Origin of the sequence: Vibrio vulnificus CMCP6 (genome assembly GCF_000039765.1) — a bacterium.
GTDB classification, from domain to species: domain Bacteria; phylum Pseudomonadota; class Gammaproteobacteria; order Enterobacterales; family Vibrionaceae; genus Vibrio; species Vibrio vulnificus_B.
The window spans coordinates 285,186-309,158 of record NC_004459.3 but is presented as its reverse complement, the minus strand read 5'-3'; the positions used below and the strand labels follow the sequence as shown (position 1 = coordinate 309,158).

Here is a 23,973-nt window from a genome sequence, read left to right as displayed (position 1 = left end):
ATTGTGCTAGAATCCGGCGATTCTCACTTGATGAACATAGTTAAAGGAAGGCTTATGAAAGTGATCGAGGGTGGCTTCCCTGCGCCAAACGCAAAAATTGCTATCGTTATTTCTCGTTTCAACAGTTTTATTAACGAAAGTCTATTGTCTGGTGCCATCGACACTTTGAAGCGTCACGGTCAAGTCAGTGAAGACAACATCACCGTTGTACGTTGTCCTGGTGCTGTTGAACTACCTCTAGTGGCTCAGCGCGTAGCAAAAACAGGTAAGTTCGACGCGATTGTATCTCTTGGCTCAGTGATCCGTGGTGGTACACCACACTTCGACTATGTTTGTAGTGAAATGAATAAAGGTCTAGCACAAGTGTCTCTTGAATTTAGTATTCCAGTGGCATTTGGCGTATTGACCGTTGATACTATCGATCAAGCTATTGAACGCGCAGGAACCAAGGCTGGTAACAAAGGTGCAGAAGCTGCACTGAGCGCACTTGAGATGATAAACGTTCTTTCTGAAATTGATTCCTAATGGGGGCCAGTGTGAAACCAGCCGCACGTCGTAACGCACGTCAATTCGCTTTACAAGCAATCTATTCATGGCAAATTACTAAAGAAAATGTTGCCACTATCGAAGCTCAGTTTTTGGCTGGCGAAAAGTATGATGAAGAAGAGCATCGTGCTGCTGAGCCTGCACTAGCAGCTCCGGAGACTGACGTAGCATACTTCCGCGACTTGTTGACCGGTGTTGTTCTAAGCCACACCGAACTGGATAGTAAGATTCGCCCTTACGTTTCTCGTCCAATGCAAGATTTGGATATGATGGAACTGGCGTTGTTACGTTTGGCGATGTACGAAATGACTCGCCGTGAAGACGTACCTTACAAAGTTGTGATTAACGAAGCGATTGAACTGGCTAAAGTTTTTGCCGCTGAAGACAGCCACAAGTTTGTCAACGGTGTGCTTGATAAAGCCGCACCGCACGTACGCAAAAAATAAGCGTCACTGAATAACGAAAAGGTCAGCACAATGCTGGCCTTTTTTATAACAAAGGAAAGGATTTTGATGTCAGGCGAGTTTAATCTGATTGAAAAATACTTCGTTGGCCGTCAGGCACAACGTAAAGATGTACACCTAGCCGCTGGAGACGACTGCGCGCTAGTTAAGCCACCAAGCAACGTGCAAATTGCCATTAGCACCGATACCCTAGTATGTGGCACTCATTTCTTAGCCGATGCCGATCCCGCTTGGGTGGCGCATAAGGCGCTAGCATCGAACATCAGCGATTTGGCGGCCATGGGGGCAACACCTGCGTGGGTCTCATTTGCTCTGACTATGCCGCTAGCCGACGAAGCCTGGTTGGCTCCCTTTTGTGATGGTTTTTTTAAGCTGGCGGATTACTTCGGCATACAGCTCATTGGTGGTGACACGACGAAAGGTCCACTGAGTTTGACCATGACGGTGCAAGGGTTTGTCCCTGAAGGGAAAGCGATCACGCGCAGTGGTGCCAAACCGGGCGACTATGTGTTTGTTACGGGGACGCTAGGCGATGCAAAGGCGGGATTGGATGTGATTCTCGATAGCAACTTGCGTACTCGCCCAGCCGCACAAGCGCTAGAAAAAGCGCACTATATGAGTATGCCGCGGATTTTAGCAGGGCAAGCGTTGGTCGGATTAGCCTCGGCGGCGATCGATATCTCCGATGGCTTAATTGCGGATTTAGGGCACATCTTAAACCGCTCTCAGGTTGGTGTTAGCCTGGATGTCTCTAAGCTGCCGATTTCATCTGAACTGCTCTCTTTTTTGACCGAGCGCGAAATGGCACTTCAATATGCGCTGACCAGCGGCGAAGAATACGAGCTTTGTTTTACCGTGCCCGAAGAGGCAAGAGGAACAATCGAAAGTGCCTTGGCACACGTTGGTTGCAAAGTGACGTGTATCGGGCAAATTCGTCCACATGGTTTTTTTGAACTCCATGATGATGGCACAAAATTAAACTGGGATTTGAGTGGCTTTGACCACTTTAAGGCGTAATCACCATGAACAATCCACTTGATAAAATTTCTTTAAATAATCCTTGGCATTTATTGGCAACGGGGTTTGGCAGTGGCTTATCGCCGATTATCCCTGGCACCATGGGGACGTTGGCATCCATTCCTCTGTTTTTGGTTTTCGCTCCATTGCCTCTTCCTGTCTATTTGGTGATTGTTCTCGCTGCTTGTTTAGTCGGTATTAAAATTTGCCAGGTGACGTCAGATGACATGGGTGTGCACGATCACGGCTCGATTGTCTGGGATGAGTTTGCTGGCTTTTGGATCACCATGACCATCATGCCTGCGTTGCAAATTCCCATTTCTGAGTTGAAATGGGTAGGCGCAGGGTTCGTATTGTTCCGCTTCTTCGATATGGTCAAACCTTGGCCGATTGGCTGGTTGGATAAGCGTGTGCATGGTGGGTTAGGCATAATGCTGGATGACATTGTCGCAGGGGTGATGTCTGCCATTTCTCTCTATGTGCTAGGGTATTTTGCTGGTTGGCTATAAGCCAGATAAGGCATAAACAAAAGGGATTGGCTTTGCCAATCCCTTTTTTGTGTCTGTTCGTCTTTACTTTATTTTGCAAGATAGTGGCGAATCGCTTGTTCAATGCCTTTGGCATCTAAGCCGAGTTCTTCATGCAACTCTTCTTGAGTACCTTGATGAATGAACTTATCTGGTAGACCAAGGTTCAAGACTGGTTTCATGATCTTTTCTTGCATCATAAACTCGATCACGCCCGCACCCGCACCACCGGCAATGGCGTTTTCTTCAATCGTGATGAGCACATCATGCTCGTTGGCCAATTGACGAAGAAGTGCTTCATCAAGAGGTTTAACAAAACGCATGTCTGCAACGGTCGCATTCAATGCCTCTGCCGCTTCAAGCGCATTGGCTAAAAAGGTGCCGAAACTCAGAATGGCTACCTTTTCGCCTTGGCGAACCAAGCGGCCTTTACCAATCTCAAGCGCGGTAAATTCAGATTCGATAGGCGTGCCCATGCCATTGCCACGAGGGTAACGCACCGCGCTCGGTCCTTGATGTTTGTGGCCGGTATAGAGCATTTGGCGGCATTCGTTCTCATCGCTTGGCGCCATGATCACCATGTTTGGAATACAGCGCATGTAGCTTAAATCGAACGCGCCTTGGTGAGTTTGACCATCTGCGCCCACCAAACCAGCGCGGTCAATCGCGAACATCACAGGCAGGTTCATGATTGCCACATCGTGGATCAGTTGGTCATAGCCGCGTTGCAAGAACGTCGAGTAAATCGCCACAATCGGGTTGTAGCCGCCAATGGCCATCCCGGTAGCCAGTGTCACTGCGTGCTGCTCTGCAATCGCCACATCGAAATATTGCTCTGGGTATTCTTTAGAGAAACGCACCATGCCGGAGCCTTCACGCATGGCTGGAGTGATCGCCATTAGTTTTGGATCTTGCGCGGCCATGTCACAAAGGAAATCGCCAAAAATATTGGAAAAACTTGGCTTACCACCACTGCTTTTCGGCAGGCTATTATGGGCAGGATCGAACTTTGGCACACCGTGATAGCCAATCGGATCTTTTTCGGCAGGCTCATAACCTTTGCCTTTCTTGGTCATGATATGTAAGAACTGCGGGCCTTTTAGCTCGCGCATGTTCTTCAGGGTTTTGACCAGCTCCACCACATCGTGGCCATCAATCGGGCCAATGTAGTTGAAACCCAGTTCTTCGAAAAGGGTGCCCGGAACCACCATGCCTTTAAGATGCTCTTCGGTACGACGAACCAGCTCTTTAATCGGCGGCACGCCAGAGAGCACTTTCTTGCCACCTTCACGGATGGAGGTATAAAGATTGCCAGAAAGGACACGAGCAAGATGGTTGTTAAGCGCGCCCACGTTTTCGGAAATCGACATTTCGTTGTCATTGAGGATCACGAGCATATCGCTGTGTACATCGCCAGCATGGTTCATTGCTTCAAACGCCATGCCTGCCGTGATCGCGCCATCACCAATTACACTAACGACTTTGCGGTTTTGGCCTTCTTTTTCTGCGCAGATGGCCATACCAAGTGCTGCACTGATCGAGGTCGAAGAGTGGCCCACAGACAGGGTGTCGTACTCACTTTCTTCACGCCATGGAAAAGGGTGTAAGCCGCCTTTTTGACGGATAGTCGGCATTTGTTCACGACGACCAGTCAGGATTTTGTGTGGGTACGCTTGATGGCCGACATCCCAAATCAGTTGATCAAAAGGCGTGTTGTAAACGTAGTGAAGGGCAACCGTAAGCTCAACGGTGCCAAGACCAGAGGCTAGGTGACCGCTTGATTGACTGACGGAGTTCAGTAAGTAAGTGCGTAATTCATCGCACAGTGTTGGCAACGTCTCTTTTGGTAAGAGACGCAGCTCATCGGGTGTTTCTGCTAGTGCCAGTGTCGGGTACTTTGAAATATCAAGAGTCATAGGTATGCGCGCTTATTGTGTTAGTTCTTGCGCTCGACGACGTATCGGGCGAACTCTTCTAAGTGTTGGGTATTGTATGGGATTGCTTCCAAAGCTTGAAGTGCTTCATGTAACAGAGTGTGAGCTTTCTCCATTGCGCCTTCTAAACCCAGCAGCGATGGGTAGGTACTCTTGTTGAGTTCTTGGTCAGAACCTTGTGGCTTCCCGAGCGTTTCGGTATCGCTAATGATATCCAAAATGTCATCTTGCACCTGAAATGCTAACCCAATCGCCGTGGAGTACTTCTCCAACTGAGGCAAAATCGCCAAACCTTTTTCGCCTGCTGCTAAGGCACCTAAGCGTACCGCACAACGGATCAAAGCGCCGGTTTTGTTACGGTGAATCTCTTCTAACTCTTCCAGCGTGACTGCGCGGTTTTCCGCAGCCAAATCCAACGCCTGACCAATGCACATGCCTTGCGCTCCAGAGGCTTGCGCCAATGCTTGGATCATGGCAACACGTTGTGTTTCTCCATCAGCAGACAATGTACCTTCAGCGAGAATGGTGAATGCGAGCGTTTGTAAAGCATCACCGGTTAAAATGGCGGTGGCTTCGTCAAATTTAACATGGCAGGTCGGTTGGCCACGGCGCAGTTCATCATCATCCATGGCTGGCAGATCATCATGGATAAGAGAGTAAGCATGGATACACTCAATCGCTGACGCAGGTGTGTCGAGCTGCTCTTGGCTGCAACCAAGCATCTCACCGGTGGCATACACCAAAAATGGGCGAGCACGTTTTCCACCTAACACTAATCCATAGCGCATCGCTTGGATCAGCGCTTGATTTTGGTGTGGCAGTTTATCGAGCCAAAGATTGAGTTGTTGGTTGTTACGCTGCTGAAAAGACGCAAGGACGTCAATCATAGAGTTATCCATTTAAAACATTACTCTGCCAAGGTGGAGAAATCGCTGAGAGGAGCATCATCACTGTCGCTCAGTAAAATGCTAACTCTTTGTTCTGCTTCTGTTAGTTTAGCTTGGCTGGCTCTGGCTAATGCGATCCCACGCTCAAATTTCTTAAGAGCGTCATCTAAAGCCAGATCACCGTTTTCCAGTTGATCCACCAAATTGTCCAATTCTTCGATGGTTGCTTCGAAGGACATGTTTTCTGGTTTCTTGGTTGCCATATCTATTCTGCCTTTAAAAGAATGCCCGCAAGTTACCTTAGCACGCTGACTTGGTCAAATTTAAGCGGGCAAATTTATCTGAAAATGAGGTTAATAAGGAGGAGAATATTGACTCGCTAACAAAAAGGTTGCCCGTGAGCGTTAAAATGGCAGTAAACTTGCTATAACTTGTAAAAAGCCTCGAGATGATGCCCGGCACTTTGCCGCCTCATCGAAATAATCAAGGGTAACGGCTTTATTTTGACGCTTTGCGGCAAAATTGTGACTTGTTGGCCAAGTTTTTTCTAAAAGATCGTTACTCATTGTCGATAAAGAAAATAATCTCTTTATATTGCGGTAAATCGGAAAATAGCATGAGGAGTGCTTTGTGGATTTAGCAACCCTTTTAGGTTTGATAGGTGGCCTTGCTTTCGTCGTGATGGCGATGATTCTTGGCGGCAGCATCATGATGTTCGTCGATGTAACCTCAATCCTCATCGTTGTCGGTGGTTCAATCTTCGTTGTATTGATGAAGTTTACGATGGGGCAATTTTTTGGCGCGGCGAAGATTGCGGGCAAAGCCTTCATGTTCAAAGCCGATGAACCAGAAGATTTGATTGCGAAAATTGTCGAAATGGCGGACGCGGCACGTAAAGGCGGTTTCTTGGCCTTGGAAGAGATGGAGATCTCCAACAGCTTCATGCAAAAAGGCATTGATTTGTTGGTGGATGGCCACGACGCCGATGTGGTGCGTGCAGCACTACAGAAAGACATTGCTCTGACCGATGAACGTCACACGCAAGGAACGGGCGTGTTTCGCGCGTTTGGTGACGTTGCGCCTGCGATGGGGATGATCGGTACCCTTGTTGGTCTGGTGGCGATGTTGTCCAACATGGATGACCCCAAATCCATCGGCCCTGCGATGGCGGTTGCGCTTTTGACCACACTCTACGGTGCGATTTTGTCGAACATGGTGTTCTTCCCGATTGCGGATAAATTGGCGCTTCGTCGCGACCAAGAGACCCTTAATCGTCGTTTGATCATGGACGGCGTGTTGGCGATCCAAGATGGCCAGAACCCACGTGTTATCGACAGCTATTTGAAAAACTACCTCAACGAGAGCAAGCGTGCCCTCGATATCAACGATTAATCACGGGAGTATGTGATGGATGACGATAGCAAATGTGATTGTCCCCCTCCCGGATTACCTCTGTGGATGGGTACCTTCGCTGACTTGATGTCACTGTTGATGTGTTTCTTCGTACTGCTGCTTTCGTTTTCGGAAATGGATGTACTGAAGTTCAAACAGATCGCAGGCTCAATGAAATTTGCCTTTGGTGTGCAAAACCGCCTTGAGGTGAAAGACATCCCCAAAGGCACCAGCATCATCGCTCAAGAATTTCGTCCGGGGCGTCCAGAGCCGACACCGATTGACGTGATCATGCAGCAAACCATTGATATCACCCAGCAAACCTTAGAGTTTCATGAGGGAGAGTCGGATCGTGCTGGTGGTACTCAGCGTGACCAAGGCAAAATGACGGGCGGGCAGTCGCCTGAAACCTCGACCCAGACCAACCAAAATACCGAACAACAACAGCAACAGCAGCAATCGGAAGCCATGTCGAAAGAGATGGAAACGCTGATGGAAAGCATCAAGAAGGCCCTTGAGCGTGAAATAGAGCAAGGGGCGATTGAAGTGGAAAACTTGGGGCAGCAAATTGTGATTCGCATGCGAGAGAAGGGCGCCTTCCCAGAAGGCTCTGCGTTCTTGCAGCCGAAATTCCGCCCGCTAGTGCGACAAATTGCTGAGTTGGTGAAAGATGTCCCTGGCATTGTGCGGATTTCAGGCCACACGGACAATCAGCGTCTTGATTCGGAGCTTTATCGTTCTAACTGGGATCTCTCTGCGCAACGTGCCGTTTCGGTGGCGCAAGAGATGGAAAAAGTGCGCGGATTTTCTCATCAGCGCCTACGGGTGCGAGGCATGGCTGATACCGATCCTCTGGTCGATAACGATACTGAAGAAAACCGAGCAAGAAACCGCCGAGTGGAAATCAGCATTATGCAAGGTGAGCCTTTGTATAGTGATGAAATTCCAGCCATTCCTCAAGACCAGTAATTGGGTACGTCAGTTGAATAAAAGATGAGCAGAAATGCTCGTCTTTTTTATGGTTATAATTCGTGTATAATCTTGCGCCCTAAGTCCCACACCTTAGTGCAAGCTGCGGTGTGAATTGATAGCCAACAGACTGCGAATTGAACTATGAAATTTATTGTAAAGCCCCATCCAGAAATTTTTGTAAAGAGTGAGTCGGTACGTAAGCGCTTTACCAAGATTCTTGAGAGCAACATCCGAATCATTATTCAGAATCGCACTGAATCTGTGGCTGTCTTTAACCGTCGCGATCATATCGAAGTGTCGGCTAACAGCCATCAATATTACCAACAAGTGCTCGAAATCTTGACGACGACACCTGGCATTCAGCAAGTGTTGGAAGTGAAGCAATCTGGCTTTAAAGATCTGCACGACATCTATGAGCAAGTGTTGGAGCTCAGCCGCGAGCGCATTGAAAACAAAACCTTTGTGGTGCGTGCTAAGCGCCGTGGTAAGCATGACTTTACCTCAATTGAGCTGGAGCGTTACGTCGGTGGTGGCTTAAATCAATCGGTCGAGAGCGCCTCGGTCAAACTGCACAACCCAGACATTACCATCAAGATTGAAGTGGTGGATGACAAACTGAACCAGATTTTGGCCCATCACAAAGGTCTTGGCGGTTTCCCTCTGGGCACGCAAGAAGATCTGCTGAGCCTGATCTCTGGTGGTTTTGATTCGGGTGTTTCGAGCTATCTGCACATCAAGCGTGGCTCTAAAGTGCATTACTGTTTCTTCAATCTGGGTGGCCCTGCGCATGAAATCGGCGTAAAACAAGTGGCTCACTTCTTGTGGAACAAATACGGCTCTTCAGCCAAAGTTCGCTTCATCTCTGTTGATTTTGAGCCTGTAGTGGCGGAGATTTTAGAGAAGGTTGAAGACGGTCAAATGGGCGTTGTGCTAAAACGTATGTTCATGCGTGCAGCTGGCATGGTTGCCGAGAAGTTTGATATTCAAGCTTTGGTAACTGGTGAAGCCCTAGGCCAAGTATCAAGCCAAACTTTGACCAACTTACGCCACATTGATGTGGTGACCGATCGTTTGATTCTACGTCCTCTAATCAACTGGGATAAAGACGAGATCATTAAAGTTGCACGTGACATCGGCACCGAAGATTTCGCCAAAACCATGCCAGAATACTGTGGCGTGATTTCGAAGAAGCCAACCGTGAAAGCAGTCAAAGAGAAGCTCGAAGCGGAAGAAGCCAACTTCAATTTCGATATCTTGGAACAAGTGGTACGCAATGCCCGTCAAATGGACATTCGTGATATCGCGAAAGAGTCGGCGCAAGCAGCGCCAGAAGTAGAGCAAGTTCAAGCGATTGAAGAGCACGCTGTGGTGCTGGATATTCGTAGCCCAGATGAAGAAGACGACAGTCCGCTAGAGATCGATGGTGTTGAGGTAAAACACATTCCGTTTTACAAGCTCAGCACGCAATTTGGTGACTTAGACCAGTCGAAAACGTATCTGCTTTACTGTGCTCGCGGTGTGATGAGCCGTTTGCAAGCTCTCTACCTACAAGAGCAAGGCTTTAACAACGTTAAAGTGTATCGCCCATAGCGGTGATGTGTTAACCCTAATGTCTAAAAATCCGAATGCTCGCATTCGGATTTTTTATTGCCCACGTCCAAGGTTTTATAAATCTGAACCTAGGTTAAATTCTCTTTGATTTTTATGAACACAGGCTTGAATTAGCATTATGGCGGAACGGGTAAACGGGGATGCACCATGCAAGATGAAGAGTGGCTTGAACAAATAGAGATCAGTTTAACAGAAGAAGAGATCGAAGCATTGGGGTGGCAGCCCAAACGAAATTGGTGGGCGATGGGGTGTTTTGTGATTTTGGTTGGCCTCAGTGGCATCATTTCACTGTGGCGGAGACGCAGGCATGAATAAAGCCCAACGAGAGGTAAAAGAAATACTCAAACACAGCGTGCTTTGGACTCTCTATTTTGTCGCGATTCTTGCCGTGGCGCTGGTGGTAATTATACCCAAGTAACCTCGAGATGCGAGTTTCAGCGAGAGTTAACTGGCGTTTAGACAAGGCATCGATTTGAAGGTCTAGTCGCTCTACATCGAGAATCGATAACGCAGTATGAAGGCCAGTTAAACTCGCCCTTGGGAGCGCATATTCTGTCTCATTTCTGTGTCATAGAACTTGGAAAGGACTCGTCATTCCGCTGCGTTCTCTTCCTTGAACTGAACCAGAATATGAAGCTCTGAATCCTGCATCTTGAAGTCACTTGGGTATATCACTGTGATGTGAGCATATTTCGCAGATAAAAAAACACCGCCTAATAGGCGGTGTAACAAATTTGACAGACAGGTCAAAAATAAATACAGGAAGTATAGGTTTTGTCACAGGGAGTTGGACAAAACACTACGGTAGAAATCTACCTAACTCGAAATACGAGTTTGCAAACACAACATCGCAACAACTAAGCCAATTGATTTACAAAGAAATCAAGCCGTTCAGGCTAGCGTTGCGGGGTGAAATATAGAATTTATCTGGCTGTTCTACAATGGACAAATTATAATGTTTCAGATTAAAAAAACTAATGGTTAGAGAGCCGTATGTCCCGAAGATTGCCCCCACTGAATTCCCTTCGTGTATTCGAAGCCGCCGCTAGACATCTTAGTTTCACTCGAGCTGCAGAAGAGCTCTTTGTCACTCAAGCGGCAGTGAGTCATCAGATCAAAGCACTTGAAGAGTTTCTTTCATTGAAACTGTTCCGCCGCCGCAACCGTTCTTTACTCCTCACTGAAGAGGGGCAAAGTTACTTTTTAGACATCAAAGATATCTTCTCAGCACTCGCGGAAGCGACCGATAAGGTATTGGAACGTAGCGAAAAAGGGGCATTGACCATCAGTTTGCCACCGAGTTTTGCCATTCAATGGTTGGTACCAAGATTGGCGGATTTCAATGCTAAAGAGCCAGACATTGACGTGCGAATCAAAGCGGTGGACATGGACGAAGGCTCTTTGACGGACGATGTGGACGTGGCGATTTATTACGGTCGTGGCAATTGGCCGGGGTTACGTGCCGATAAATTGTACCAAGAATATTTGATCCCACTTTGTTCACCTTCATTACTTTTAGGTAACAAACCATTAGAATCTTTGCAGGATTTAAAACGACATACGTTACTCCATGACACCTCCAGAAAAGATTGGAAACAATTTGCTAAGGAAAACGGTCTGGATGAGGTCAATGTCAACCAAGGTCCGATTTTTAGTCACTCGACCATGGTTCTGCAAGCGGCGGCCCACGGGCAAGGGGTGGCCTTGGGCAACAATGTGCTGGCCAAACCAGAAATGGAGGCGGGCCGTCTGATAGCACCCTTTGATGAAATATTGTTGTCGAAGAATTCGTTTTACGTCGTCTGCCATGAACAGCAAGCTGACATGGGGCGTATCGCGCGATTTCGAGACTGGATGTTAGTGACCGCGCGCAAAGAACAAGAAGAGGTGTTAGATGAATCTGCCATGCATTATTGATGGGCCAGACAACGGACCGCTGTTTATTTTTGCTCACGGTGCAGGGGCTCCGATGGAGCATGCTTTTATGACCGCAGTGGCTCAAGGATTGGCAAAGGAAGGGATTCGAGTGGTGCGTTTCAATTTCCCTTATATGGCCAAACGAGCTGAAGATGGCAAAAAACGCCCACCGGATCGCGCGCCGAAATTGCTGGAAGCCTTTTCCGAAGTGATAGCATCCGTGACCGATGACCCCGTGATCATTGGGGGGAAGTCGATGGGCGGACGCATGGCGAGTTTGTTGTCGGAGCACCCCCTCGTGAAAGGGATTGCCTGTTTAGGTTTTCCGTTTCATCCTCCCGGTAAGCCTGAAAAGTTCAAAGGTGAGCACTTACAAACATTGAGTAAACCGACGTTGATTTTGCAAGGTGAGCGAGACACGTTTGGTACTCAAACTGAGTGTCAGCAATTTGAGTTCTCCTCAATGGTGCGTTTGGCGTTTTTGCCTGACGGCGATCATAGTTTTAAACCGAGAAAAAGTTCTGGCTATACAGAAGCCGGCAATGTGCAGTTGGCGATTGAGCAACTGTGCGCTTTTATTAAAGGGGTTGACGATGAAAAGTAAGTGGCTACTCACTTTTGTTGGTTTCTCAGGCGCATCGGCGGTCGCACTTGGCGCGTTTGCTGCTCACGGACTCAAAAGTCAATTGTCGCCATATTTGTTAGGTGTGTTTGAGACGGGCGTGATGTACCAGTTTTGGCATACCCTCGCCATCGCCCTGTGCGCCGTTCTGCTGTCTTTGCCGACTGGAGAGAAAGCGCAAAAATATTTTTTCCGCGCGGCAATTTGTTTTATCATCGGCATCTTTTGCTTTAGCTGCAGCTTATACGCCCTCGCATTAACTGGCATAAAATGGTTTGGCCCCATCACTCCTATGGGAGGCTTGCTGTTTATTATTGGTTGGATAATGTTGATGTTGGCAGCTTTAAAAACGAACGAGGTATCTCAGTGAAACAATTAATGCTCTATTGTCGTCAGGGCTTTGAAAAAGAGTGTGCTGGTGAAATTCAGGACAAAGCGACTCAGTTAGAGGTTTATGGTTTTCCACGTGTGTTCAAAAACGCAGGGTATGTTCTGTTCGAATGTTACCAAGATGGGGATGCCGATAAACTGGCACGTGAACTGGACTTCAACGCGCTGATTTTTGCGCGTCAAATGTTTGCGGTTGCAGCAGAGTTCACCGAACTGCCGAGTGAAGATCGCATTAGCCCAATCCTTGCGGAGCTGGGTGAGATCGACGCGTTCCCTGTTTGTGGTGATTTGCGTATTGAAACACCAGACACCAACGAAGCAAAAGAGCTGTTGAAGTTCTGTCGCAAGTTTACCGTCCCAATGCGCCAAGCATTACGTGGTAAAGGTTTATTGCTGGCGAAAGAAAATGCCAAGAAGCCTGTGTTCCACCTTTGCTTTGTTGCGTCAGGCCACTGCTTTGCTGGTTACTCTTATTCGCACAATAATTCGCGCTTCTTTATGGGCATTCCACGTTTAAAATTCCCGGCCGATGCGCCAAGCCGCTCAACGTTGAAGTTGGAAGAGGCTTTTCATGTGTTTATTCCGCGTGAAGAGTGGGATACGCGTTTGTCTTCGGGCATGTGGGCGGTGGATTTAGGCGCGTGTCCTGGTGGATGGACCTATCAGCTAGTGCAGCGCTCTATGTTCGTTCACTGTGTGGACAACGGCATGATGGCAGACAGCTTGATGGAAACAGGCCAGATCAAGCATCACATGGTGGATGGCTTTAAATTTGAGCCAGACCGTAAGAACGTGACTTGGTTAGTGTGTGACATGGTGGAAAAGCCAGCTCGCGTGGCGCATCTGATGGGCGAATGGCTCATTAAAGGGTGGGCGAAAGAAACCATCTTTAACCTGAAGTTGCCGATGAAAGGTCGTTATGACGAGGTTTTACAAGACATTGAAAATCTTAAGACCTTCCTGATTGAGAACAAGGTGAAGTTTAAGCTGCAAGCGAAACACCTTTATCACGATCGCGAAGAGATCACCGTACACATTCAGGTGCTATCGAACATTTCTCCGCACTAAGATGAGTTGAAGAAACGGTTCGCTAAAAAACGCTCCTCGACATGAGGAGCGTTTTTGTTTGTGTTAGTTCGACGTTGGCCACATTTCCCACACCTGTGCTTCCATGCTCGCTTCTGTGCTGTCATCGACGGCGGAGAAGAAGTCAAGTTGGGTCAATCTTTCCACCTCGTCAATCGTGGTGATGAAATTCGCTAGCTCACTGCCAGAGACATCTCGGTGTGGCACGACAAACGCAATCGCGTCATTAAACGCAGGGTCAAGAATGACTTTGAAAAAGGCGCTAGGAATGACCACTCCGTTACCAATCGCGTTTTCGCCACCTTGGTAAATGGGCCCAGTGACGACGTAAAGCTCGTTATATTCATTGGCAAGATCACGAACATGCTCTTCCAGAAAACGCCAACCCACGCGATTAAAGCCCGGTAACTGCGGTGACATGTTGCTCATCAGGAAGCTTTGTTGCATTGACTGCTGACTGAAATCCATCGCCGCTGACGGGGCAAGATGGCCTCTGTCGTAACCTGAGTTGCTGTAATCCGCTAAGGTGGAGCGAGCATAGTCGGGCAGTTCGGCATCTTCTTTAAAGCTGTTGCTGCGCTTATAGGAAGCATTCACACTCTCTGCCGTAATATGGTAGGCCACCCAATCGGCGTTTTTGGTGTTGTAGTTGTAACCTACCGCGTAGCCATCGCGGCAAAGCACTTGATCCGGTTGTGTGGAGGGCATGCCTTTGTCGAGGTGTTGGCCACAAATTTCAGCCGCAGCAGGTAAAGCAAATAATAGTGATAGTAGGATGAGGTTTTTCATTTTCATTACTCCTTGTTAGAGAGTGGTGAAAATAGAGTAAATGCTCATCAATGCTGTGATGTTGATAATAAATTAATCAATACTCAGTAAGGTATTGATTAATTTGTTGTTATTGTTGTGAATGTAACCCATTACACAACAATAACGTTTAACATTTATTGATGGTGTTTTGTTATGCACTTGGTGGGATTTGCACGGTCAATGTGTTCTGACTGGCAAGGCGTTGTTCATGGAAATTAACGGGCCTCATTAGCGGTAAAACGCAGATCTTGCAGGTTAAAACCGAGTTCAATATCGGTTTTGAGTGCCGAGACTCGTTTGCAACGGCGAGCTAACTCGATATGTTGATCGAACTTAGTGCGATATTTCTTTGGTAGATCCGGCGAGAGAAAAGCCTGTTCGATATCGTCAAATTGGCTGAGGATCTCTTTGGCTGCTTTTGGGCCAATGCCGGGAATGCCGGTCACTTGACTGGAACTGATGCCCGTCAGGCCCCAATAGTCAGAAAGCTGTTGAGGTTTTACGCCAAACTCTTGTTCAATAAACGGCTGATCTAACCAACGGTGTTGGAAGTAATCGCGAATCTGCAGAGTGGGAGAAAGGAGTTGGCAGTAGCCTTTATCGGTTGAAATGATGGTGACCTTCTCACCGTGTTGCGCGACTTTGCACGCTAGGGTGGCCACTAAGTCATCGGCTTCATCACCTTCAGAAAGCAGCGAATCAATACCCAACTGCCACCATGCCTCTTGGATCTTCTCCAAACCATTGAGCAAAGGTTCTGGCATCGGCTTTCGCCCTTGTTTGTATTCTGGAAGGATCTCTGCACGCCATCCTCGGTCGCTACCGAGATGATCAAACACCGCGACGATATGCGTAGGATGACTTTCACTAATGATTCGCTGCAAGGTACGACGGGTGTTTTGGATGGTGTTGGCTATGTCCGTCGGATCCGGTTGAGCTGAGTGGACACGGCGGATCAGATTGAGTGCATCGATGATAACAAGATGAATAGCCATAGAAAATTACAGTATTGAAAAGGGGCCTAAGGCCCCTGAGTGTAACGTAAATCGTATGGACTATCGACCGCCATTTTCCGCTGACGCGATCTTATAGCAAGGTTCATATGCACTGCCGCCGGGCAGTTTCATACGGTGCTGGGCGACGAAATCGCGCAGCAGTTTGTCCATTTTCTTCATCAGTGCAGGGTCACCATCAATAATGAATGGCCCTTTGCGTTCGATCTCACGAATGCCTTCGGCTTTTACGTTACCCGCCACAATACCTGAGAAGGCACGGCGTAAGTTAGCGGCCAATACTTGAGGCTTCTGATTGAGATGCAGATCCAAACTTGCCATAGAGTCGTGTGTTGGTTCAAATGGCAACTGGAACTCAGGCTCAATCTTTAAAGACCAGTTGTAGCTGTAAGCATCGCCTTTGTCTTTACGGTGCTGACGTACTGCTGGCATCGCTTGTTTCATCACACGGGCAACCTGAGCTGGGTCATCAATGATGATTTGGTAGTGCTTCTGACCTTCTTCCCCCAAAGTAGCACCAATAAACGCATCCAGTGAGCGGAAGTAAGCCTCGCTCTCTTTAGGGCCTGTTAAGACGATGGGCATCGGCTGATCGGCATTTTCTGGATGCATCATAATGCCCAGTATGTAGAGCAGCTCTTCAGCAGTACCTGCACCACCCGGGAAAATGATGATGCCATGCCCCATGCGGACAAATGCTTCTAAGCGTTTCTCGATATCAGGCATGATCACCAATTCATTGACGATCGGGTTTGGCGGCTCAGCGGCTATAATTGAAGGCTCGGTTAAGCCCAAGTAACGTTGCGTACTGTAGCGCTGTTTGGCATGACCAATTGCGGCGCCTTTCATTGGCCCTTCCATCGCGCCCGGTCCACAGCCAGTACAAATGTTCAATTCACGCAGGCCGAGCTCGTTCCCCACTTCGCGTGTGTATTGGTACTCAACAGGGTTGATGGAGTGACCGCCCCAACACACCACAAGATTTGGCTCAATACCAGGAATCAAAGCGCCAGCATTACGCAAAATACCAAAAACAAGGTTAGTAATGTGGGTGGCATTAGTAAGGTTAAGGCGTTGGTTGTCCGCAAGATGCATGTTGACGTAAACAATATCACGCAGCACAGAAAACAAATGTTCTTGGATACCTTTGATGATCTCACCATCGACAAAAGCGTGTTCAGGTGGATTGGTGAGCTCTAACTTAATGCCACGCTCACGGCGCACTACGTTGACATCAAAAGATTGATATTTGTCGAGCAGCTCTTTGGAGTTATCCGTGTGGCTACCTGAGTTTAACACCGCTAACGTACAGTTGCGGTAGAGTTGGTAAAGCTCACTAGAGGCGGTTTTTTTCAGACGCTCAACTTCAAGTTGAGAGAGCAGATCCATACTTCCTGCTGGGCTGATATGAGTAATCATATGGCCTCCTTGCTTAGCATTGTAATTAACAGGCAGAGATCCACGAGGAAAAATAATGGTTGTTATTGAATCCGATAAGCGCGTGAATCTCTGTTCTATGCCGAGAAAAAATCTCGGCAAAACACGTCATGAATGTAGTTAGCTTAGCAAAGTATGAGCAAAAAGAAATGTGATAACTAATTGAAAAAACTATAACTGATGGTGAAATCTCGTCTGAGTGGTTAATAAATGACCACTCATTAACGCCATTCTAGCTGTTTTTTTCCACGTCGTTTGCATTCGTTGAGCATGATGCCGAGGCGATCCACCACGTATTCCGGATTATCCGACTCTTTAAAAGCCACGGAAGCGGCGCTGAGCGTGATGGTGATTTGTTGTTCACGGAATTTGAACGGTAGTTTGCTGACTTCTGCTTGAATGTGCTTAATCAGCTCGAGTGTGTACTCTTCACTTTGCTCTGGAATGAGCAAGATAAACTCTTCACCACTAAAGCGTGCCACGGTATCGGTGTCGGCCGCCGCTTTGCGAATGGTTCGCGCAATGATCTTCAATGCTTTGTCGCCAGCAGAGTAGCCATAGCTATCGTTGATGGCTTTAAAACCATCAATGTCGAGCAGTACCACACGGAGATTGTGCTGTGCGCGGATCCAGCGACGATATTCAAGTTCAAGACGATCGTTAAAGGCGGTGCGGTTATACACCTTAGTGAGGGGGTCTAGCAGCATGCGCTGAGCCTGATCTTCTAGGCGTTTACGATAGTCTTGGGTAATTTCAAACACCGCTTCAAGTTGATTTTTGTTGTATTGCAGTCTTTCTTGTAGCGCTTGTTCTTTCTCTTCCGCCAGTTGCAAACGTTGAGACAACGAGGCCATTTGCGCTAACAAGGGGGAAATGTTGTTTTTGAGCTGTTCGAGCTCGGTTGCATTGTCCAATGAAGCCTGGCTTTTCGCCACCAATCCTTCTAACTCTCGATTGAGCTGTTGGCGATGTTCAAAATACGTTTGGCTTTGGTCAACGTTGACGTGAGAGGTTTTTAAGTTGGCAGCGAGTGAGCCATTAAGCTGTTCTAGGAAATGCTCGGATGATTTTCTTTCAAACTTCGTCCCTTCAATCACCAGTTTGAGCACTTGAAGGGTCAGTTCTAGTAGTGATTCGGTGGAAACACCCAACAGCAGCTTAGTGCGGATATCCAATAACAAGTCGCCCGATTCGCCTTCAAAATCCAGTTCCGTGATCACGTGTTGCAGCTCTGCGGAGAGGCAGTCTAGCTGCGAGCGATCGGGAGTATCACTGAGTTCATTAAAGTTGATTCGAGAGTTGGAGGTGATGATCTTCAGCGCACGTTCGTAAATATTGAGCAGACGTACTGCTTGATCGACATTGCGCGCTTTATTGACGTCATTGAACGTCATTAAACTGCGCAATTCGCGTTTTAGTTGTGGGGGAAGCCCAGCGACGCGCTGTAAAGTCTCACCGCTGTGCTTAATCTGTTCGTCGAGAAAACCGCTCTGTTTATCCATAGCCACTGCTTGTTGTCTGAGCATTCTTTCTAACACGGCAAGGCGTGGAATAAGAGTGCTTACATCTTTTTGTTGTTCAAGTTCTTGCTGAACCGCCTTCAAATGCTGCGTGAGCGTCGGGTCGCCCCCCTGGCATGCTGCGCTCAGGGAAGTAACGATGCGCTTCAGAACTTGTTGTTCACGCTTAAATTTGAGTGACGAGTCGCGATGTGTCAATCGAAGTTGGTCTAATTGACAACTTAACTGATGCAGCTGCGATTGAATATCGGATTCCAGAATGCCCATTAAGAACTACAACACGGTCCATGTACGACTAAAGAATGAGTTCGATAATAACAAAAAACATTATAGCGTCATCTCTCTTACGGTTTGATTGCTTGAGAATTATTCACTTTTTAATAATTTTTTGAGGTTGTCCTCATTCTGATACGACGAGTGTATCTTTATTAAGCCTTGATGGATGGCCTGCTGGCAGGCATTTCTTATGTTACCAGTTGCAAGGCTTGCTGCGGGGGCATTCTCTATGGCTTTAAGATAAACGTAATGGCTGCACTTGTCTGTCAAACTGACTTCACGAGCAAGATGAGTTGCGAGCAACAGCAAATCAAGCAGCTCTTGATCGTTGATCGCCGTGTAGGCGCGCGGCAAAAATGGGTAATCGGCCATGCCCATTCGAACGGTTCGGTTGACCGCGTGTTCAGCGGCAAACTCATCTACCCACGCTTGCACTTTACTAAAAACCGCCTCAGCTGAATAATCGCGCTCGGCATTGGGTTCGATATAAAGCAAATTGGCATCCGAAAAGTGGTAGAGGCGCGCAGGTTTTTGGATTTTCTCACTCATGAACGCACCAAAGGCGCGCTCAAGTTCTAGGCCCGCTTTATAGCCATGCTGCACGTACATGCTGCGCAAAAACGGCAAATCAATCATCACAAAGCGTAAGCGATCGTTGAGCGGCTCATGGATCAGTTCACCTAACTGCCATTGCTCAAACGTTTCATTGGCTTTGCGCAATGAATTTGAGAGTTTCACGTTCAACATGCGCAGATTACGTAGCTTTGAGCGTGAGTGGGTGTACAGATCACTCGTAAGCTGCTCGATTTGCGCCGACTGCCGTTGCAGTAACACACCGCGTCTCATGAGCAATAAGAAAAGCACGAGAGAGAGCAAGAATAGCGCAAAGGCGATTTTCTGAAATTTGGCGTGCTCCACCGTTACTTTTTCGAGTTGTTGTGCTTGGCCAATGTAGTGAATGGTCTGCTCGGCAAATTCTTTTTGTTGGCGGAAGGCATCTTCACTGATTTGGTTCAGTTCTTTTTGTTCAATACTGACCAAATTATTGTAGCGGCGCAGATTTTGTAGCGATAACGCGTATTGTGCTGATTGCTCGTAACCCAAAGAGAGCAGTTGGTAAGCATTCTGCTTCACGCTCAGTTGTTCTTCTGGCTGCGCGTTGGCAATCTCCAACGCTTTGTTGGCGTTGCTGATCACCGCTTGGCTGTCATTTTGGTAAAACGCCAATCCTGCTTTCATTAATGCCGCTTTGGCTTTTAACTCGGGAATATCGGAAAACTCGAGAACGTCTTCGGCGCGCTCTAGGTATTGCTCTGCCAGTGGGTAGTTATAGAGTTGCAGATAGGTGGCGGCAAGGTTCAAACGAATGCTGATCACCTGCTTGATGTTGCGAGCCGAGCTGTCATGGTCGAGCACATTGAAATAGTGCACTAATGCTAAGTTGTACTTGCCTTGGCGGAAGTAGATATCGCCCATTTGCTCCATCACTTGTGCAAGGATAGGGGAGTTGGGGTAGCTGTCGTAAAAGTCGGCTGCCTGCGATAAGTATTCAAGGGCTTTGTCGAGTACGCGTCGCTCTTCAAACAGTTGTGCCAAAAGGCGGTTCACTTTGGCCAGTCGAGCACTCTTGTTGCCTTCCACCGCTTGCCAATAACCAAACAGCAATTCAGACAGTGCCAAGTTGTACTTTTGATGGCTCAGATAAAACTCACCCACCGCGATGTGGTAGTCGATAATGATGTTTTCTGAGCGGGTGTTTTTGATCAGCTCTTTCGCCTGCGCATAATATTGCTCAGCTTGTTGCAACGCATTCTGCTGGGAAGCGAGCAAGGCTTGTTGCATCAGCAAACGGTATTTCACACTGTCGCTCATTTGCAATGAGTTAGTGGCCTGATCCAACTGTTCACTAATCTGTTTGAGCGCTTGCTCTGCCGTCGCGTAGTCCTTGCTGTATTGCCACTCCAACTGGGTACGCATCAGTTTGACTTCCATCTCAAGATAAGGGAGATGGAAGGTTTTGCTCAGTTGTTGCGCCGTCTCTAGCTGCATGAGAGCTGATCGTTGATTACCAAGAGCAAATTCCGCTTGCGCGAGGATTTTGTATGCTTCAACGCTGCCACTTGGGGTGCGCAAAGTGCGATCGGCGTCTTCACGAGAAATCGCCGACGGACTTTTTTCTTGATTGTCAGTTAATTCGCGTTGGGTGAGGTAATTCTGCACGATTTTTTTTGCTTGGTCGGGTTCAATTTCCACCAATTGCTCAGCCTCAGTGAGTAGCACTGAGGAGAGCGGGGTCGCTTGCACTTGCATGCAAACCAGCAAAAATAAAACTGCGAAAAACCGTTGCCAACGCATAGTGAATTCCTTTTTGACAGACGTGTTACTGACGAGCCATTCGATGATTATGATCTGGCTTCGCTTGCTCGGTTGAACGGTATGGATTGATGTCTAATCCACCGCGACGAGTATAACGAGCAAACACCGTCAGTGATTCTGGCTGACAATATTTCATGAGGTCGGTGAATATGCGCTCTACGCACTGTTCGTGGAACTCATTGTGTTCGCGGAATGACACAAGGTAGCGCAACAGTTTTTCGCGATCAATCTTGTGGCCTTGGTAGCGAATTTCGACGCTGCCCCAGTCCGGTTGATTGGTGATCAAACAGTTCGATTTGAGCAGATGGCTGTGTAGCGTTTCTGTCACCCACTCTTCGCCCGCAGCGCCTTCGAGCAAGCGGTCATCAAAATCGTAACTGGATATGTCGATGTCTTGTTCGTCGATGCATTCCCCTTCCATCGTCACGATAGGTTGCTGGGTGTAATGAGTGACCGAGTTCACCGCCACTTCCACCGCTTCGCCTGCGCAATGAGAAAGATCGGTAATCAAGCGTTGACGAACTTCTTCCCAGCTATCAAAACGGGTTTGGTTGTAGCTATTGAGGTAGAGTTTGAATGACTTTGATTCAATCAAGTTGGCGCTGGTGGCTGGGATATACACTTCACCGACCGCGACCTGAGGCAACCCTTTGCTGTTGAGCCAAGAGAGCTCATATAACGTCCAGATGTCGTGGCCCATAAAGGGCAGCTCATCACCCAACTGAAGATCGTCACGGTTGAGGCTACGTGGTACAGGCTGTAGCAAGCTAGGATCGTATTGGTTGGCGTAGTCGGTTTTCTTACCCAGCGTTAGGCCAGCAAGCTCTTTCGCGTCAGAATATTTGCTCATACTTTGCGGTCATTTTCGATTAGAATGGCGGGAATTTTACTGAATCCATCGTTTAAAAGCCATCTTGTTGGCTCACAAGGTATAGAAGGAGTTATTCATGTCATCTCCAGTTTCACTGGCACTTGCTGACTTTAGTCAACGTTTTCAAGCAGCGTGGCAAGCACAGCACAACGCATTGCCTAGCAGTGAAGAGTTGGCGGATTTGCCTTCTCCTTGCGTGGTGGAGTCAAAAGGAGATGAAGTGCTCTGGCGCTCAGTGAGCCTGTCTGCGCCTGTGGACTTCGCCAATGTTGAACAGGCGATTGAGTTGACACTGCATGACGACATCAAAGCCTTTTATGGCAGTCAATTGAGTGCCGATATGACAGCCACGTGGGAGGGTAATGAGCTTACGCTGTTGCAAGTGTGGAATGACGATGATTTTACTCGCCTGCAGGAGAACATTTTGGGTCATTTAGTGACGCAACGACGTCTAAAACTCAAACCAACGGTGTTTATTGCCGCAACCGATGCTGAGTTAGATGTTCTGTCGATTTGCAATATCACCGGGAATGTTGTGCTGGAGCGATTGGGCACTTCTCAGCGAGATGTCTTGGCGGAAAACGTCACCGAGTTTCTTACCAAACTCCAACCAATGGTGTAACCGATGTACGTAGTTGAATTGCAGTTTGAGTGTTTCGACAACACCACCATCAGCGCGGTCGATAAAGCGATTAATGGCCTAATGGATGCGTTGCGTTATAACGGCCAAGTGCTGGGGCGTGAGTTTCCGATTGTGATGGGCGATGGGGAATTTTTTGTTCGTGCGGTTTGCCCTGAAAAAGAGAGCTTACACCCGCGTTATCATTCCGATTATGTGCGCGTTTGTTTCAATCGACTTTCAGAGGCGGCGTTACTTGCGCCCAAAATGCGCTTGCTGGGACGAGACATTAACTCAGAAGAAGCGGCAGAAATCGAAACGCCAAGTTGGCAGGTGCTGTATACCACTTATGTGCATACCTGCTCGCCGCTGAGAAGCGGTGAAACTTTGCTGCCAATCCCTTTGTATCGCAATGGCCCGACGTTAAATGGCGATCACAAAGCGGTGATTAAGTGGCAAACCGAATGGCAAGCGTGTGATGAGCTGCAGATGGCCGGGGCGTGTCGCGCCGAGCATGCCGCACTGCATGAGATGTGCGACGTGGACAGTGTCTTGTTCAAGCGAGGTTGGGATCTTCGTGGCCGTATTGAGTACATCACGAAAGTGCCGACCTACTATTACCAATATCGTGTTGGCGGTCATTCGCTCGCCGAAGAGCAAGCGCGCAAGTGCCCGAAATGTGGTGGTGAATGGCTACTCGATGAGCCACTGCACGATATCTTTTATTTCAAATGTGACGACTGCCGTATCGTCTCAAACATCTCTTGGGATCATTTGAAGTAGCAAGTGGAATCTCAACATGCAAAAAGGGTTGACGCTCTCACACCAACCTTTTTTGTTTTGATGAACTTCGACTTTTTCTATCGAAATTACCAGCCTTTTACTACGCCGCCTTTGAAGATTTCTTTTGCTGCCGTGTAGACTTCTTCAGTTTGGTACGCTTTAACAAAGTTCTGTACATTTTCGTTTTGAACGTTGTCTTGGCGAGCCACAATCAGGTTCACGTATGGAGATTCTTTGTCTTCAACAAATACGCCGTCTTTTTCCGGAGTTAGGTTGATAGAGCTCGCGTAAGTGGTGTTGATGATAGACAGAGCCACGTCGTCAAGTGAGCGTGGAAGCTGAGCAGCATCGAGCTCGACGATAGTGATGTTCTTTGGATTCTCAACGATGTCACGAACGGTCGCAAGTAGGCCCACTTCTGGACGTAGTTTGATCAAACCTTGTTGCTCAAGAAGCAGCAGAGAGCGGCCAAGGTTGGTTGGATCGTTTGGTACCGCAATACGCACGCCGTCAGCCAACTCTTCAACCGATTTCACTTGTTTTGAGTAGCCTGCGATAGGGTATACAAAAGTGTTGCCAGCGATGGTCAGTTTGTAGTCACGGTCTTCTACTTGACGATCTAGATATGGCTTGTGTTGGAACGCGTTGATATCGATAGAACCGTCATCCAATGCCGCGTTTGGTGTCACGTAGTCAGTGAAGGTGACCAATTCCACGTCAAGGCCGTATTTTTCTTTGGCTACTTTCGCAGCGACTTCCGCAACTTGTGCTTCGGCACCCGCCATAACGCCAACTTTTACTTTGCTCGTGTCAGTCGCTTTTTCGCCACAACCAGCCAATACCAATGTTGAGGCAGCAGCAATAATGGTCAGTAAACCTTTAAGGCTAAATTTCATAGTAAAT

The 23,973-nt window shown here is 47.9% G+C and carries 24 protein-coding genes; 14 read left to right on the top strand and 10 right to left on the bottom strand.

Annotation, left to right across the window (positions count from 1 at the left end; translation table 11 throughout):
• Nucleotides 1-54: 54 nt before the first annotated feature.
• From ribH to pgpA, 4 genes are all read left to right on the top strand, one after another.
• Nucleotides 55-525: a 6,7-dimethyl-8-ribityllumazine synthase gene (gene ribH, locus VV1_RS01575; RefSeq protein WP_011078424.1), complete on the top strand. Its 471-nt coding sequence runs from the start codon at nt 55-57 to the stop codon at nt 523-525.
• Nucleotides 525-992, top strand: a complete 468-nt coding sequence (nusB, locus tag VV1_RS01570; protein ID WP_011078423.1) for a transcription antitermination factor NusB — start codon at nt 525-527, stop codon at nt 990-992. Before ribH ends, nusB begins: the two co-directional genes overlap by 1 nt.
• Before the next feature lie 66 nt (nt 993-1,058).
• Nucleotides 1,059-2,027 carry a thiamine-phosphate kinase gene (thiL, locus tag VV1_RS01565; RefSeq protein ID WP_086016911.1) on the top strand — a complete coding sequence of 323 codons (969 nt, stop codon included), beginning with the start codon at nt 1,059-1,061 and terminating at the stop codon, nt 2,025-2,027.
• A gap of 5 nt (nt 2,028-2,032) precedes the next feature.
• Nucleotides 2,033-2,536, top strand: a complete 504-nt coding sequence (pgpA, locus tag VV1_RS01560; RefSeq protein ID WP_011078421.1) for a phosphatidylglycerophosphatase A — start codon at nt 2,033-2,035, stop codon at nt 2,534-2,536.
• A 68-nt stretch (nt 2,537-2,604) separates the two neighbouring features.
• Here pgpA and dxs read toward each other — a convergent pair whose 3' ends face one another.
• Genes dxs through xseB form a run of 3 tightly spaced genes read right to left on the bottom strand, consistent with a single transcriptional unit; the run spans nt 2,605 to nt 5,638 of the window.
• Nucleotides 2,605-4,470, bottom strand: coding sequence for a 1-deoxy-D-xylulose-5-phosphate synthase (gene dxs / locus VV1_RS01555; RefSeq protein ID WP_011078420.1), 1,866 nt, complete (start codon nt 4,468-4,470; stop codon nt 2,605-2,607).
• 20 nt (nt 4,471-4,490) lie between these two features.
• Entirely contained in the window at nt 4,491-5,375 is an 885-nt protein-coding gene (ispA, locus tag VV1_RS01550) for a (2E,6E)-farnesyl diphosphate synthase (RefSeq protein ID WP_026050427.1), read from the bottom strand.
• A gap of 20 nt (nt 5,376-5,395) precedes the next feature.
• Nucleotides 5,396-5,638, bottom strand: coding sequence for an exodeoxyribonuclease VII small subunit (gene xseB / locus VV1_RS01545; RefSeq protein ID WP_011078418.1), 243 nt, complete (start codon nt 5,636-5,638; stop codon nt 5,396-5,398).
• Nucleotides 5,639-6,005: 367 nt separating this feature from the next.
• On the opposite strand from xseB, the gene pomA reads away from it, so the two are divergent.
• From pomA to rlmM, 8 genes are all read left to right on the top strand, one after another.
• The gene (pomA, locus tag VV1_RS01540) at nt 6,006-6,767 is read left to right on the top strand and encodes a flagellar motor protein PomA (RefSeq protein WP_011078417.1); all 762 of its coding nucleotides are present in this window, start codon (nt 6,006-6,008) and stop codon (nt 6,765-6,767) included.
• A gap of 15 nt (nt 6,768-6,782) precedes the next feature.
• Nucleotides 6,783-7,736 carry a flagellar motor protein MotB gene (locus tag VV1_RS01535; protein WP_026130493.1) on the top strand — a complete coding sequence of 318 codons (954 nt, stop codon included), beginning with the start codon at nt 6,783-6,785 and terminating at the stop codon, nt 7,734-7,736.
• Nucleotides 7,737-7,880: 144 nt separating this feature from the next.
• Nucleotides 7,881-9,329 carry a tRNA uracil 4-sulfurtransferase ThiI gene (gene thiI / locus VV1_RS01530; protein ID WP_011078415.1) on the top strand — a complete coding sequence of 483 codons (1,449 nt, stop codon included), beginning with the start codon at nt 7,881-7,883 and terminating at the stop codon, nt 9,327-9,329.
• Nucleotides 9,330-9,497: 168 nt separating this feature from the next.
• Nucleotides 9,498-9,665, top strand: coding sequence for a hypothetical protein (locus VV1_RS24890; protein WP_165386380.1), 168 nt, complete (start codon nt 9,498-9,500; stop codon nt 9,663-9,665).
• 678 nt (nt 9,666-10,343) lie between these two features.
• Entirely contained in the window at nt 10,344-11,267 is a 924-nt protein-coding gene (locus VV1_RS01525) for a transcriptional regulator GcvA (RefSeq protein WP_011078414.1), read from the top strand.
• The gene (locus VV1_RS01520; protein WP_011078413.1) at nt 11,245-11,871 is read left to right on the top strand and encodes an alpha/beta fold hydrolase; all 627 of its coding nucleotides are present in this window, start codon (nt 11,245-11,247) and stop codon (nt 11,869-11,871) included. Before VV1_RS01525 ends, VV1_RS01520 begins: the two co-directional genes overlap by 23 nt.
• Nucleotides 11,861-12,259, top strand: coding sequence for a DUF423 domain-containing protein (locus tag VV1_RS01515; RefSeq protein WP_011078412.1), 399 nt, complete (start codon nt 11,861-11,863; stop codon nt 12,257-12,259). Before VV1_RS01520 ends, VV1_RS01515 begins: the two co-directional genes overlap by 11 nt.
• On the top strand, nt 12,256-13,347 hold the full coding sequence (rlmM, locus tag VV1_RS01510; RefSeq protein ID WP_011078411.1) for a 23S rRNA (cytidine(2498)-2'-O)-methyltransferase RlmM: 1,092 nt from the start codon (nt 12,256-12,258) through the stop codon (nt 13,345-13,347). The genes VV1_RS01515 and rlmM overlap by 4 nt, the downstream gene beginning before the upstream one ends.
• Before the next feature lie 63 nt (nt 13,348-13,410).
• Here the strand turns inward: rlmM and VV1_RS01505 are convergent, their stop codons facing one another.
• The 6 genes from VV1_RS01505 to queF form a co-directional block, all read right to left on the bottom strand.
• Nucleotides 13,411-14,154: a DNA/RNA non-specific endonuclease gene (locus tag VV1_RS01505; protein WP_043920905.1), complete on the bottom strand. Its 744-nt coding sequence runs from the start codon at nt 14,152-14,154 to the stop codon at nt 13,411-13,413.
• A 236-nt stretch (nt 14,155-14,390) separates the two neighbouring features.
• Complete coding sequence (gene xni / locus VV1_RS01500; RefSeq protein WP_011078409.1) at nt 14,391-15,170, bottom strand: flap endonuclease Xni; 780 nt, start codon at nt 15,168-15,170, stop codon at nt 14,391-14,393.
• A gap of 60 nt (nt 15,171-15,230) precedes the next feature.
• Complete coding sequence (ppnN, locus tag VV1_RS01495) at nt 15,231-16,607, bottom strand: nucleotide 5'-monophosphate nucleosidase PpnN (RefSeq protein ID WP_011078408.1); 1,377 nt, start codon at nt 16,605-16,607, stop codon at nt 15,231-15,233.
• A 239-nt stretch (nt 16,608-16,846) separates the two neighbouring features.
• Entirely contained in the window at nt 16,847-18,412 is a 1,566-nt protein-coding gene (locus tag VV1_RS01490; protein ID WP_011078407.1) for a GGDEF domain-containing protein, read from the bottom strand.
• 99 nt (nt 18,413-18,511) lie between these two features.
• Nucleotides 18,512-20,776: a tetratricopeptide repeat protein gene (locus VV1_RS01485; RefSeq protein WP_011078406.1), complete on the bottom strand. Its 2,265-nt coding sequence runs from the start codon at nt 20,774-20,776 to the stop codon at nt 18,512-18,514.
• Between the two features lie 25 nt (nt 20,777-20,801).
• Entirely contained in the window at nt 20,802-21,647 is an 846-nt protein-coding gene (gene queF / locus VV1_RS01480) for an NADPH-dependent 7-cyano-7-deazaguanine reductase QueF (protein ID WP_011078405.1), read from the bottom strand.
• Nucleotides 21,648-21,744: 97 nt separating this feature from the next.
• Here queF and syd point away from each other — a divergent pair, with 97 nt between their 5' ends.
• Both syd and VV1_RS01470 read left to right on the top strand, forming a co-directional pair.
• The gene (gene syd, locus VV1_RS01475) at nt 21,745-22,290 is read left to right on the top strand and encodes a SecY-interacting protein (RefSeq protein WP_011078404.1); all 546 of its coding nucleotides are present in this window, start codon (nt 21,745-21,747) and stop codon (nt 22,288-22,290) included.
• 3 nt (nt 22,291-22,293) lie between these two features.
• On the top strand, nt 22,294-23,070 hold the full coding sequence (locus tag VV1_RS01470; RefSeq protein ID WP_011078403.1) for a Zn-ribbon-containing protein: 777 nt from the start codon (nt 22,294-22,296) through the stop codon (nt 23,068-23,070).
• A gap of 86 nt (nt 23,071-23,156) precedes the next feature.
• Here VV1_RS01470 and ilpA read toward each other — a convergent pair whose 3' ends face one another.
• Entirely contained in the window at nt 23,157-23,966 is an 810-nt protein-coding gene (gene ilpA / locus VV1_RS01465) for a MetQ/NlpA family lipoprotein adhesin IlpA (RefSeq protein ID WP_011078402.1), read from the bottom strand.
• Nucleotides 23,967-23,973: the final 7 nt, after the last annotated feature.

Excerpts from the sequence above, each read along its gene's own strand:
- syd (WP_011078404.1), top strand. The coding sequence starts at position 21,745 with ATGTCATCTCCAGTTTCACTGGCACTTGCTGACTTTAGTCAACGTTTT.
- xni (WP_011078409.1), bottom strand. The coding sequence starts at position 15,170 with ATGGCTATTCATCTTGTTATCATCGATGCACTCAATCTGATCCGCCGT.
- VV1_RS01485 (WP_011078406.1), bottom strand. The coding sequence starts at position 20,776 with ATGCGTTGGCAACGGTTTTTCGCAGTTTTATTTTTGCTGGTTTGCATG.
- ppnN (WP_011078408.1), bottom strand. The coding sequence starts at position 16,607 with ATGATTACTCATATCAGCCCAGCAGGAAGTATGGATCTGCTCTCTCAA.
- VV1_RS01515 (WP_011078412.1), top strand. The coding sequence starts at position 11,861 with ATGAAAAGTAAGTGGCTACTCACTTTTGTTGGTTTCTCAGGCGCATCG.
- queF (WP_011078405.1), bottom strand. The coding sequence starts at position 21,647 with ATGAGCAAATATTCTGACGCGAAAGAGCTTGCTGGCCTAACGCTGGGT.
- VV1_RS01535 (WP_026130493.1), top strand. The coding sequence starts at position 6,783 with ATGGATGACGATAGCAAATGTGATTGTCCCCCTCCCGGATTACCTCTG.
- nusB (WP_011078423.1), top strand. The coding sequence starts at position 525 with ATGGGGGCCAGTGTGAAACCAGCCGCACGTCGTAACGCACGTCAATTC.
- ribH (WP_011078424.1), top strand. The coding sequence starts at position 55 with ATGAAAGTGATCGAGGGTGGCTTCCCTGCGCCAAACGCAAAAATTGCT.
- VV1_RS24890 (WP_165386380.1), top strand. The coding sequence starts at position 9,498 with ATGCAAGATGAAGAGTGGCTTGAACAAATAGAGATCAGTTTAACAGAA.
- dxs (WP_011078420.1), bottom strand. The coding sequence starts at position 4,470 with ATGACTCTTGATATTTCAAAGTACCCGACACTGGCACTAGCAGAAACA.
- ilpA (WP_011078402.1), bottom strand. The coding sequence starts at position 23,966 with ATGAAATTTAGCCTTAAAGGTTTACTGACCATTATTGCTGCTGCCTCA.
- thiL (WP_086016911.1), top strand. The coding sequence starts at position 1,059 with ATGTCAGGCGAGTTTAATCTGATTGAAAAATACTTCGTTGGCCGTCAG.
- VV1_RS01490 (WP_011078407.1), bottom strand. The coding sequence starts at position 18,412 with ATGGGCATTCTGGAATCCGATATTCAATCGCAGCTGCATCAGTTAAGT.
- VV1_RS01525 (WP_011078414.1), top strand. The coding sequence starts at position 10,344 with ATGTCCCGAAGATTGCCCCCACTGAATTCCCTTCGTGTATTCGAAGCC.
- ispA (WP_026050427.1), bottom strand. The coding sequence starts at position 5,375 with ATGATTGACGTCCTTGCGTCTTTTCAGCAGCGTAACAACCAACAACTC.
- VV1_RS01470 (WP_011078403.1), top strand. The coding sequence starts at position 22,294 with ATGTACGTAGTTGAATTGCAGTTTGAGTGTTTCGACAACACCACCATC.
- pgpA (WP_011078421.1), top strand. The coding sequence starts at position 2,033 with ATGAACAATCCACTTGATAAAATTTCTTTAAATAATCCTTGGCATTTA.
- xseB (WP_011078418.1), bottom strand. The coding sequence starts at position 5,638 with ATGGCAACCAAGAAACCAGAAAACATGTCCTTCGAAGCAACCATCGAA.
- thiI (WP_011078415.1), top strand. The coding sequence starts at position 7,881 with ATGAAATTTATTGTAAAGCCCCATCCAGAAATTTTTGTAAAGAGTGAG.
- VV1_RS01520 (WP_011078413.1), top strand. The coding sequence starts at position 11,245 with ATGAATCTGCCATGCATTATTGATGGGCCAGACAACGGACCGCTGTTT.
- VV1_RS01505 (WP_043920905.1), bottom strand. The coding sequence starts at position 14,154 with ATGAAAAACCTCATCCTACTATCACTATTATTTGCTTTACCTGCTGCG.